The sequence below is a fragment of the Rheinheimera faecalis genome (assembly GCF_021290965.1).
GTDB classification, from domain to species: Bacteria; Pseudomonadota; Gammaproteobacteria; order Enterobacterales; family Alteromonadaceae; genus Pararheinheimera; species Pararheinheimera faecalis.
Genome location: NZ_JAJOYT010000001.1, coordinates 163,287 through 175,355, shown reverse-complemented (window position 1 = coordinate 175,355; position 12,069 = coordinate 163,287). Strand labels below are relative to the sequence as shown.

General features: G+C 46.3%; 8 protein-coding genes. 3 read left to right on the top strand and 5 right to left on the bottom strand.

Annotation, left to right across the window (positions count from 1 at the left end; translation table 11 throughout):
* Positions 1 to 83: 83 nt before the first annotated feature.
* Positions 84 to 1,331, bottom strand: coding sequence for a sodium:proton antiporter NhaD (gene nhaD, locus LSG34_RS00760; protein ID WP_233006918.1), 1,248 nt, complete (start codon positions 1,329 to 1,331; stop codon positions 84 to 86).
* Positions 1,332 to 1,467: 136 nt separating this feature from the next.
* On the opposite strand from nhaD, the gene LSG34_RS00755 reads away from it, so the two are divergent.
* Genes LSG34_RS00755 through LSG34_RS00745 form a run of 3 tightly spaced genes read left to right on the top strand, consistent with a single transcriptional unit; the run spans position 1,468 to position 6,118 of the window.
* Positions 1,468 to 2,712: a hypothetical protein gene (locus LSG34_RS00755; RefSeq protein WP_233006917.1), complete on the top strand. Its 1,245-nt coding sequence runs from the start codon at positions 1,468 to 1,470 to the stop codon at positions 2,710 to 2,712.
* Positions 2,713 to 3,261 carry a condensin complex protein MksE gene (locus LSG34_RS00750; RefSeq protein WP_233006916.1) on the top strand — a complete coding sequence of 183 codons (549 nt, stop codon included), beginning with the start codon at positions 2,713 to 2,715 and terminating at the stop codon, positions 3,259 to 3,261.
* Positions 3,254 to 6,118 carry a coiled-coil domain-containing protein gene (locus tag LSG34_RS00745; RefSeq protein ID WP_233006915.1) on the top strand — a complete coding sequence of 955 codons (2,865 nt, stop codon included), beginning with the start codon at positions 3,254 to 3,256 and terminating at the stop codon, positions 6,116 to 6,118. Before LSG34_RS00750 ends, LSG34_RS00745 begins: the two co-directional genes overlap by 8 nt.
* Positions 6,119 to 6,142: 24 nt before the next feature.
* On the opposite strand, the gene LSG34_RS00740 is transcribed toward LSG34_RS00745, so the two are convergent.
* From LSG34_RS00740 to LSG34_RS00725, 4 genes are all read right to left on the bottom strand, one after another.
* Complete coding sequence (locus tag LSG34_RS00740; protein ID WP_233006914.1) at positions 6,143 to 6,886, bottom strand: 3'-5' exonuclease; 744 nt, start codon at positions 6,884 to 6,886, stop codon at positions 6,143 to 6,145.
* 10 nt (positions 6,887 to 6,896) lie between these two features.
* Positions 6,897 to 8,762 (bottom strand): DUF294 nucleotidyltransferase-like domain-containing protein, encoded by a 1,866-nt coding sequence (locus tag LSG34_RS00735; protein WP_233006913.1) that lies wholly within the window; start codon positions 8,760 to 8,762, stop codon positions 6,897 to 6,899.
* Positions 8,763 to 8,815: 53 nt separating this feature from the next.
* Positions 8,816 to 10,444, bottom strand: a complete 1,629-nt coding sequence (locus tag LSG34_RS00730; protein ID WP_233006912.1) for a BCCT family transporter — start codon at positions 10,442 to 10,444, stop codon at positions 8,816 to 8,818.
* A 63-nt stretch (positions 10,445 to 10,507) separates the two neighbouring features.
* On the bottom strand, positions 10,508 to 11,809 hold the full coding sequence (locus LSG34_RS00725) for an OprO/OprP family phosphate-selective porin (protein WP_233006911.1): 1,302 nt from the start codon (positions 11,807 to 11,809) through the stop codon (positions 10,508 to 10,510).
* Between the last annotated feature and the right edge of the window lie 260 nt (positions 11,810 to 12,069).

Here is a 12,069-nt window from a genome sequence, read left to right as displayed (position 1 = left end):
GCTTAAGTGACTTTTTTACAAAAGGCAACAGCCGTTTAGCCGTCTTTTCAAAAAAGCTGTAATTTAATTACAGCTTTTTGCCGTTAAGCCAGTGCAAACTGGCCAACAAAATAGACACCAACATAACCCAGGCTGTAACAGCCCAGCAGGTAACCGGCCATTTTAAAGTAAGTGCCAAAGGTGAGCTCTTTTACTTTACTCATGGCGATAATACCGGCTGCTGAACCTATGATCAGAATAGAACCACCTACACCAGTGGCATAAGTTAAGGTAAGCCATTCAGCAGTCGTCATGGTTAAATCCGCTTTTAATAAAGCAGCAGTTAAAGGCACGTTATCAATCAGGGCTGACATTAAGCCCATCAGATAGTTGGCTTGTACCGGCTCTAAATACTGATAAAGATGCGTAATATTGGTCAGCACACCAATTTCTTTCATAATGCCAACCAGCAGTAAAACACCTAAGAAAAACAGCAAGGTATCAAACTCGACTTCGCGGATATAACTTAAAATATTGACGCCGGTTTTCTTACGCAGCAGGTACTGAGCGGCCAGAAACATCACACCTAAACCAAACAGGAAAGTCAGCACTGGCGGGATCTGGAACAGAATATTAAACAGCAGTGTAGAACCTATAGTGGATGCAAAAATAATAGCGATAATTACGTCCGCTTTTTCAATCGGCTTAGGGGACTTTTCAAGAACTATACGGCCTTTCATTTTGCGGGATAACAAAATAGCCAGTACAGCGACTGCAAATAACGAAGGCAGAATGAGCAATAACAAATTAGTGATTGTCACTTTACCGGCTAAAAAGAACATTAGTGTCGTCACGTCACCTGTGATGAGCGATACACCACCACTGTTCACAGCAAAAATAATCAAAGTGGCGTACTGAATACGTTTTTTCACCTCCAGTTTGATACTGCTAATCACAGCAATAGCCACCAGAGTGGCTGTGACGTTGTCGGCAAAAGACGAGAAAATAAAAGCAAACACAGCGATAATAAACATCAGACGGCGCTCTGATAATTCAGCAGGCAATAAACGTTGTACCACCTGAGAGATAAAGCCTTTGCTATTGAGATAAGCGACAAAAGTCATAGTTGACATCAAAAACAACCACAAAGTGGCTATTTCTAGTAGGTTATGATTCAGCTGCTCGCTGATGTCGCTACTTGTAGCGCCGTGCATAGGAAAAATAAAAGCGAGGATCCAGCAAAGAGTACCGAAAAAAAGTGTCGTTTTTGCCTTGTTTACGTGGATAATATCCTCTATAACGATCATCACAAAGGCTATTGCCACCAGAGCCAAAATTACTGCGCTTAACATGATGTAGTACCAGCTTTAATGTTGTGGAAAAGGAAGGAATTTGCGGGGTCGTATTCTACCAGCCCCCGCCAGATGCCACTACCCACCCAAGTCACATTTGTGAAATATTTATGATAAGCATGAAAAGAAAGGACAAATGATAGCGCCACGTAAAATTATCCGCTGCTTAGATGAGCACTGGACTGTCATTGAGCAGTTAGTTGAACGAAGTGTCAGCGGTAACTTCAGTTTTCAGGATGTACAGCATCTGATCCTGCGCCACAATAGTGGCATGAGCAGTGAACAGGTGTTCCGTGAAGCCCAACGTTTTCTGCAACTGGAAATTCTGATCCCATTAGCTAAATCCAGCCAGTTGGAGCTGAATCGTTCCGTGCTGGAATTTGCTCAGCAACTGATGCAGGAACAGCAATTAGGCCTCGCTACCGATATTGAAAGCCGTATTCTGGAGCTGAAGCGTTTATCCGAACGTATGCAGGAGGCAGCTCAAAGCCGTGACAGTAGCGAACTGCGTCGTTTCTCCCGGGTGATGGACGAACGTATCCGTGAAGTACTAAAACACTTTGGTCAAAATGAAAGTGCCATTTTATCACTTGTCGAACGCGCCAAAGCAGACGAAGGCAAGCTGAGCTTAGCTCGACGTTATGCGGCTGTGATGGATGCTTTTGATGACTACATAGACCCGGTATTAGCGCTGGTCGATATCAATGGTCCTTTCCAGCTCACCGTCTCTGCAGTTGAGGCTATGCTCAGCGATTTACTACAAATCATTGAAGTGACGGGCACACTGAACACCGAAAAAGAAACACTTATCCAGTTACGCACCCGTTTGATTGAAATGAATCAGGTGGGCCGTGAGAGTTTAAGCCGTTGTGCCGACTTACTGATGCCACTTAGGGATGAGCTGCGCCGTAATACGCTGCTGTCCCGTAACGCCAGTTTCTTGTTAGGGCAGATGCGTAAAAAAGGCATAGATTTAACCTTAGAGCCTTTAGTGCCAGCCATCAGTTCTGATAGCCAGCGTTTCTCCTTAGGCTCGGCCAATCAAATCACCAGTTATATGGCTGAACTTTGTCAGTACGAACACGATGCCTATCAGTTGCCTGAGGAAATACTCAGCAATCACAGCATGTTGATGCAGGTGCCTGAACTCAAAGATGTAGTACACAAAGCCAAAGCGCTGAAAAAGCTGCCGGATTTAAGCCGTTGGCTAGCCGACAGTTATCCTGAATTACCAGTAGATGAGTTGCTGTTTTTATATCAGGAGTTGTCACGCTCGGATGAGCTGACATTGCAGCACAGCGAACACAACACAGAATTGACACTCAATGGCTATAAGCTGACCTTACACCCTTTTCAAAGCAGCGAAGCTGGGACTTTATAAATGCAATTAAACTTAGATGAACTGACCCAACTGGCTGAAATCAGCAAAAAGCTGTCGAACGGTTACCATATCAGCGAACAGGATTTTGCCTTGTGGCAGGAACTGGATCAGCAGGAAGACTCCTACACAGCTTTGTTTGGCGCTTTAGGCAATAGCTTAAAACGCGACAGCCGTGGTTTCTTTTATTTTGAAGTAGATGACGCCACCGCCAGCATGGGTAAAATTTCCAGGCTTTTTGCTTTGACCCTCTTTGCCTTGGTCGAGTTTTATGCCGATAAAGGTCAGGACCCGCTGCGGGCTTTGTTTGAACATGAAATCACCACAGAAATCTGGGGCCAGTTGCTGCAGCAGCAATACCACTTATTCGAACAATTGGAAATTTTCTCAGTCACCGATATGAAACGCGAAATTGCCAACCGCTTATTACGTTATGGCCTGGCACGGCCAAGCGGCGATCAGATCAAATTATTATCCCCTGTGTATCGTTATTTAGACGCGCTGATGGATGTGGATCACAGTGCTGTAACAGAGGAGAATGCAGATGTCTGAGCAGCTTAATTCAACAAAATCAGAGCTGTATGGCTTAACCAAACTGGCACTGCTGAACACAGCTGGCTACGCCAAATGCGTGATCCCACTGGATGATTCATCCTCTATTTGCGCCCCCAATAATACGGGCAAAAGTTCGGTGATAAACGCCCTGCAGTTCCCACTGATTAACGATTTGCGTTTAACTGAATGGGACGGCCACGACTTAGACGAAACCCGTAAGTTTTACTTCGGCACAGACCAAAGCTACATACTGCTGGAAGCTAATTTGCCAGACGGTCCTGTGGTCATTGGGGTAGCTGGCCGCGGTAAAATTGCAGGTTACGCTTTTCAGTATTTTTGCTACAAAGGCAAACTGGATCTAAACCATTATTTAGATGGCAAAAGTTATGTGCGTTACAACAAGCTGGACCATCATTTACGCAGTTTAGGTTTTGATCCTATTGAATTAAAACAGTCTGAACTGAATGCCATGCTAACAGGTGGTGCAACACCTTTTGACAGCCGCATTAATCTTCGCATGATCCCTCTTGCGAACGTCTCTGATGCACCAGTCTATAAAGATATTTTCCGTCGTATTCTGAACCTGCACCGCCTGACAGCTCAGGATGTCAAACGTCTGTTATTGCCTGTATTTGCACGGCATTTAGGCGACCCTAAGGTCGATTTTTATCAGGTCTGGCACAACGCCTTTGAAAAGGTCAATAAAGACAGACGTGAACTAAAAGCTTTGGAAAACCAACAGGAAGCTGTCACAGCTTTAGAGAGTCTGTTGGAAAACCGTTCTGTGCTCAAAGGCCGTTTAGCGACTTATGCTCCTAAGCTGGATGTGGCTTTAACTGAATTTCATAGCTACTTTGACGATCAGCAGGAGCTTCTGAACGAGCAACTGACCGGCTTATTGGCAGAGAAAAGCCAGCTGGAAGAACGTCAGCGTTTGTATGTTGGCCAAATTAAAGAACTGTCAGGCCGTCAGCAGCAGTTACAGCAATGGTTTGGCGAATTTGATGGTCTGTCACAAAAATTCAGCTTAAGTAACGAAGCAACCTTGCAGACGAACTTAAGCAATATACGCGCAGCCTACGAGCAGTTAAGCCATAGCTTACAAGGTGCCAGTCAGGTCAATGCCACTACTTTGGCGCATCAGAAAAGCCAGAGTGCCAAACAACTGCAGAGCTTAAAGCTACAGCTGAAAAACCTCGAATTTAACCTGTATTCCCGTCTGCGCGAAGATTTAAGCCTGCCGGAAGTACAGCAAATTACCCGCATTCTGAACCCGGATTTGTTGTCGCTTTCTACGACTGGTGGCGGTGACATTGAAATTCTGGACGATGCTTTGTTTTCAGAGCAACTTGAAAAAATTGCCGATTGCTTTAAACAAGGCAAATTGCATTTACCTGGCGTCGTTATTGACCTACACCATTTACAACCTGTTGAGCAAAATAGCTTAGAGAACAAAATCCAGCTAAAAGAGCAGATTGATGCACTACAGCAAACTTTACATACGCTGGAGCAGCAATTGGCTGTTGCAGGCGATTTAGCCGGTAAAACCCGCGAAAAAGACCGCTTGTATCAGGATCTGTTACAAGCCGAAGAAGACATTAAGAAGTTTGGCCGTTACCAGCAAATGCTGGAGTTCAGTGACGAGCAACAGGCCTTGCAATCAGAGCTTGAAATCGAAGAAGACAAGCTGCAGGAGCAGTTGGCTGAAGTGCAGCACAAGGCCTCTACCCTGTCTGATCGCCGCAACTTAGTCGGCAATAAGCAGGAACAGATTAAGCGTCAGGCTGAACGTATTGAGCAGGAGAAAAAAGAACGTATCGACTTCCAGCTCGATTTCTACTCAGGCAAAGTCACACCTTATCCTATTGAAGTGACGTTGGATTTTGATAATTTAGCCGACGTATTACGCGATTTTAATAAGCAGTGTAATGAGCTCAAACTAATCGACGTCAATATCAAAAATACCTACCTGTTTATCTTTAACGCCGGTATTACCAAGTTTGAAGTTGAATCTGATGAAGAGCTGAAATTCCAGAAACTAATAAGCGCCTTCCATCACCTGGACAAAGAGCGTGAAGCCATTGAACGTCGTGCCCGCGTCGCTTTGACAGAAGTCGCCTCCACACTCAAAGGCTTACGCGATGACTTAAACCGTCTGCATCGCGAGCTGAATAGTTTTAACCGCGGCATTTGGCGTCATCAGATCTCCAACCTGCAGGATTTTAAAATTGAAATTGTTGACCGCGCTTTATTGGTTGGCCATATCGATACCATTCTGACGACATCAGAATCTTATCAGCAAGGCGATACACTGGACTTATTAGCCCCCAACGCCAGCAGCAACGAGCGTGAAGTGCAGGCCGCGAAAGACTATTTAATTCAGGCGGCCAGCGAAAAAGGTGGTTTAACTTTATCTGACTTGTTTGATATCCGCTTTAAAGTGGTCAACCGTGCCGGTGAAATAGAGTTCTTCGACAAAATTGACTCAGCAGGCTCCAACGGTACCCGTATTACCATTAAGTTATTGTGCGGTATGTTGTTTATCCGCCAGTTATTGTCTGAGCGTGAACGCGGTAAATACCGTATTCCAATTTATATCGACGAAGCGGCCGATATTGACCCGCATAACCAGCAGGCTCTGATCGAAACCGCGCTGAACTTTGGTTTTGTGCCGATCTTTGCTTCGGTTAAACCTCAGACGTCATGTCGTTATATAGTGCCGATCCGCACTGTAGCTGGTGGTGCGCAAAACTGGGTCGATGAAAAAGACTGGATTTTATGTGAAAAAATCCCGGTAGCTGGTGATGAAACTACCGAAGTGACAGCAGCGGATTTAGCTGAAGCTGAAGCTTGATCTACCTATCAAAAAGATACGGTATTAACTCCAGAGCTTGCCAACTGGAGTTGATACCGAAAGATGCCGTGCCACCTGAGCCTGAAATAATTCAGCGCAGGCAATGGCATCTGTCACCGCATGATGAGGTTGATAAGCCGGTAGCTGATAACGCTGCCGGCAGTCTGCGAGTCGTAACGATGGCTTGGCTTGTGCTGTCATACTTCGCCACCAGCCTTTTAATCCAGACTGACTAAATCCCCGTTCTAACGCCAAAGTATCAATCATTGGAAAAACGATGCCTTCTTTTATCCGGCTCATGAATCCATGATACAAAAAGGCGCGCTCTATAGGCAGATGATGCACCAGCACCACGTTTCCTGCTAAGGCCCGTAATAAAGGCTCAATATACTGTTCTAAATCAGGAGCCTGGGCTATGGCGCTGTCGGTAATACCGTGCACTATCACTGAACTGTCTTTCAGCTGTATTCTGGGTTTTACCAGATAACTTTGCGCTTTACTGCTATGAATACGACCTAATGTAAGCGGCACCAAGCCTATACTGACAATGCCATCCCGTACCGGATCCAAGCCTGTGGTTTCAAAATCCAGAGCAACAAAAGACATGTCTTGCAGAGCTGTCTCAGCAGCTACTGATCCGGCCTGATAAAAGGTTTTTAACCTGGGATCTTTTGCATTTAATTCCAACTGCTGCATGGTTTTTTGCCAGTTGTTGCTCAGTAGTTGCAGCGGATCTGTTTTTAATTCCTGCTTTTTCAGATAAAACATAACACCTCTGTTACTGTCGCCCGCCGGGGTAACGAAACTTCAGAAACTTTTGCGCGAAGCTTAGAATTTGAAAGGCTTCTTTTAAGGTTTTACGCTCAAATGCAGAGAGTTCTTCAGGTTTGACTTTGTTATCCGCCGCTCTGCCCGCTTGTATAGCTTTGGCTTGCTGGCGAATTCGCACCATAGCTATCACTTCCAGCGCATCCAATAAATCGTCGGCCCGGCCTTTAGGTAAAATTCCGGCCGCTTTGACCGCCAACAATCGCTCATAGGTATTGGTTGCAGCGCAGCCAATAGATAAAGCATGCACCCTGACCAGGTCGGCCAAAGGCGCTGTACCTCTGCGTTTGATATCCAGTGAGTTGTTTTGCTGACCGTCATTTTCCAGCACAAAATCTTTAAAGAAACCTAATGGTGGCGTCCGGCTGATGGCATTGCGCGCCATACAGGCTAAAAAATCCGGATTGGCTTTGACCTGACGTCTGATTTGCTGATTCAGTTGATCGGCCCAACGAACCTGACCCCAGACCCCTTCTAAATCAAAAAATATACCGCTGTTCAGCAATCGCTGCGCATCAGGTTTTTCAATCCAGTCGGTGAAATACTGCTGCCAGACTCGCAGCGGCTGCCGCCATTGGCTGTTGGTGGCCATAATATCGCCGCTGCAATAGCTGTAACCACAAGCGGCCAGACCATCACACACAAACTGAGCCAGCGCAGCAAAATAATCCTGATGCAACACAGGGTCGTAGTCATTGTGCAGCACCAGCGCATTGTCCTGATCCGTCACTATCAGCTGCTCATCCCGCGCCATAGAGCCCAAGGCCAGAAAACAATAAGGCACAGGCGGTGGCCCCAATTGTTGCTCCGCCAGCTCGAGTAAACGTTGTTTAAAACTACGGCCTGTGACCGCCATAGCAGCGCCAATCATTCTGGAGTTGGCATCTTCATTGACCATGCGGACAAAACAGGAGGCTAATTCAGTGCTCAGGCTTTGCAGCTCAGCTACAGTCTGCTGGCGGAAAATGCTGCTGACAATGTACAGGCTGTTTTGCGATTCATAGCGGATCACATCGGCGATAGAGATAATGCCAAGCACCTTGCCGTCTTCCAGCACAGGTAAATGATGCACATTGTGGCGCAGCATCAATAACATGGCCTCAAACACAAACTGGTGCTGTTCAATGCACACCAGTTCGGTCGTCATCACCACTGCGACTTTTTGCTGATAATCCAATCCTGCTGCTATTAGTCTGTTGCGTAGATCCCGGTCTGTGACTATGCCAACCAAAGCCGCATTCGGTGATTGGTCCGCCACAATTAACAAGCACGACACCGACTCTTGCTGCATCAATTGTGCAGCCTGCTGCACAGAGGCATCTGCGGCTAAAGTCACAGCAGGCCTGCTAATCAACTGACGAACTTCGGAACTCATCAACTCATTATTGCTTTTGTCAGCAAGAACCCCGCCTTTTTTTCGTTGGGTGTCGCCAATCTCAACATAATCGGCAAAGACTTCATCAGATTGATACAGCAGTTCAAAGCAGTCCACAGGGATAAAGTAGATCAAACTGTCTTCTATGGCTGTAGCAGGGAAAATAACGCTTTTATCACGCAACAAACCCTGCTCAGCAAAAATGCCACCTTCACTGAGTCTGTTGTACAACACACCATTACGTCTGTAGGTTTCGACTGCGCCGCTGCGCACCAAATGCAAAGCCTGTAACGGCTCACCAAAACGCAAAATTGGCGTACCGGCTTTAAAATAGCCAATATCTACCTGCATTGCAGTGTGGTGCAACAGGTCATCCGGCAACTCTTTAAAAGGGCTAAAGCGTTTTAAAAAATTCAGGATCTCTATTTGTTCTATCTGCATCCGCTTGCCTTAAAACTTAAATGGGGAGGCTAAGCCCTCCCCTTATTTAGTTGTTAACCTCGAGGCTCTGATCGAAGCCCGATAACGACAGAGACACACGAAGCCAGCAATACCAAGGCAAAAGGAAAGCCAGTCGATACAGCCATGGCTTGTAATGCGACTAAGCCACCACCCAATACTAGTGCTATGGCGACCAGTCCTTCGAAAGTACACCAGAACACCCGCTGTGCTACAGGTACATCGACTTTACCTCCTGCCGCTATGGTATCTATCACCAGTGAGCCAGAATCAGAGGACGTGACAAAAAACACCACCACCAACACTATGGCAACAAAGGAGGTGATATTAGCCAGCGGCAACGCCTGCAGCATCTGAAACAATTGCAGTGGCAATTCAGCCGACGCTGCGGCCTGATAACCGTCTTGCACCAATTGATGGATAGCCGTAGAACCAAAAACAGTCATCCAGAGTACACAAGCTAAAGAAGGCACCAGCAGCACCGAAATTAAAAACTCGCGCACTGTACGACCTCTGGATACACGGGCGATAAACATGCCAACAAAAGGCGACCAGCTGATCCACCAGGCCCAATAAAAGGCCGTCCAGCCTTGCAGAAAATTGCTGTCCTCGCGCCCGACCGGGTTGGCAAGAGCAGGTAAATACTGCAGATAAGCGCCCAGGTTATCCAGCACACCACTTAAGATCACTAACGTTGGCCCTAACACAATCACCGACAACAGCAGCAATGCTGCAAGTGCCATATTGATTTCAGATAAACGTTTTACGCCTGCATCCAAACCTGCAACTACTGAAACTAATGCAATCAGCGTAATCACTACCACCAATACTATTTGGGTAGTCTGACCTTCAGGCACACCAAACAGCAGATGCAAACCGGCCGCAGCCTGAGCAGAACCCAGCCCAAGCGACGTAGCCAGACCAAATAAAGTGGCAAATACCGCAAGAATATCAATGCAATGGCCCGGCCAGCCCCATACACGCTCCCCTAACAAGGGATAAAACACTGACCTGATGGTCAGTGGCAAACCTTTGTTAAAGGAAAACAGCGCGAGGCCTAACGCTAAAATGGCGTAAATAGCCCAGGGATGCAGCGCCCAGTGGTAAATAGTAGCAGCCATGCCCAAACGTGCAGCTTCGACAGGATCGCCTGCAGCACCAGCAAGCGGCGCCCAATCGGTGCGACTGCCGTTTTCCAGCACTGGTCCGCTTAAGGCACTGCTGAAATGGGATAAAGGTTCTGACACGCCATAAAACATCAGCCCTATGCCCATACCGGCGGCAAATAACATCGAAAACCAGCCTACGTAGCTGTAGTCGGGTTTTGCTTCAGTGCCGCCCAGTCGTACTTTGCCCAAAGGCGATACAATAAGCGCCAGACAAAGCAGCACAAAGATATTGGCGACACTGATAAAAAACCAGTCCAGATTGCTGGTCAGCCAGCCACGCATGGTAGAAAACACAGGTGCTGTCTGGCTCTGAAATAACAAAGTAATAATGACAAAAGCCACAATACTCAAGCCTGAAATCAAAAATACTCTGTTATGAATATCCAGACCAAAAGGGCCAAGTTTCACCAGTATATTGTCCTGCCCAACCTGGTAGTCGGTGTCGATGGCATTGACTTTGCCATCTGGGATCATTGGATCTTTTTGTTCGTTCATTCTGTACCTGCTGTAATTTTAGTTTGCGCTAATGCGGTTAAAAATGTCGGGAAAAAAGACCGGCTAAAAGTAATAGCCAATATTGATATTAAAGCGTTGTTCCTCCTCCACACTGTCGCCGGCCATACTGCCACCGACAAAAGGTTGGTTGCGGGCATGCACATAGTCCACGTAAGTAAAAAGTGAACCTGCAGCAATAGAAAAGCCTGTGACATTCATCAAAGTGGTGCGGCTTTGATCCGATTTGTCATACACCAGACTGTAGTTGTTATAAAACTGCAAATCAGTGACAGGGCCCCACTGCACTGGTACATCATAGGCCAGGTTGGCTGTGGCTGATTTTGCTTCTGCAGCTATCGAGTCATAAAAACCATAAGCCCCGACAGCGATACGCTCTATACCGTCCAGATCATACTGATATTGACTATGTTGCAGCTGCAGCTGCCAGCGCTGATAACGGCTGTTCAGATGTAAAGCATAGGCCTGGTAATCACCGGCATTACGCACACCATCGTGCAGCTTGCCGGACAACACGGAAAAACCAAGTTCGGTATTTAACTGGCCTTGTGTCAGGTGATAGCCAAAACGACTGACCAAGGTATTGGTTTCGGCCAGCGCTTGAGTGGGTTCGCCGTAAATATCTTCAGTAGCGCTGCGAGCGCCGACTATATCGTAGGAATAGCGGTCGGTTTTATCTGAGACATAACCATCTATGCCACCGAGTTCATCGTTTTTGAAAAATCCTATATCTAATTGCCACTGATCAGAAATCTGCCTTTTAAACAGCAGGCCCAAATCGTGGTCGTCTTCTAAACCCAGGTAATAATTACTGCTGAAAAAGTAGTTATTTGAATTGTAAGGCCAGTTACCAAAAGGCACCTGTGTAATACCTAACTGGGCTTGCCACAGCTCGTCTAGCTGATAAGCCACATAAGCTTTTTTTACTGCCGTCATGTAATCAAAAAACCGGATTTCTGCATTTAAGCTGACATCCCCTACAGTGCCGCGGAAATCCAAGCGCAGCAGGTCGAAGTCAAAATCACCACCGCGGTTTTTATTGCCTTCATCATAGGAGGTGTAGCTAAAGTTTGTCCGTACAGCACCACCGACTTCGATACCATTTGTCGGTGTTTCAGCTGCCGGTTTTTCAGATGCAGCTGCTATGGTATTTTGCTGAATTTCCGCTTCAGGTTTTTGTTTAGCCTGCTCTGCTAAACGGCTTTCCAAAGCCTCAACCTGAAGTTTAAGTTGTTGTAGCTGTGTCGCTAAGTCCTGCTGCTCTGCAGTATTTAAACTATCCATTGCATACACAATAGAAGGACAGGCCGCTGCAATAGACAGAGCCAGAAGTGTGGGCTTAACCATTGAATAACCTTTGGTAAGTGGTGAGAAGAAACACCCAGGTACAGAAACAGCCGAGTTGACCAAGCCGTTATTGTTTGCTTTAAACAAACATTACTTTGGGCATAAAACGCTTTTAAAGGGTAACGCAACACAAAGCTCAGGCCAAACTGGAATCGGGAAAACGGGATAAAAGGGTAACTCAGCAGGATAGATGGCTAATTAGAGAATTATTGTTTATGGAAATTAACTCTTAAATTTAAAAAAATTCAGCAGTTTTGATG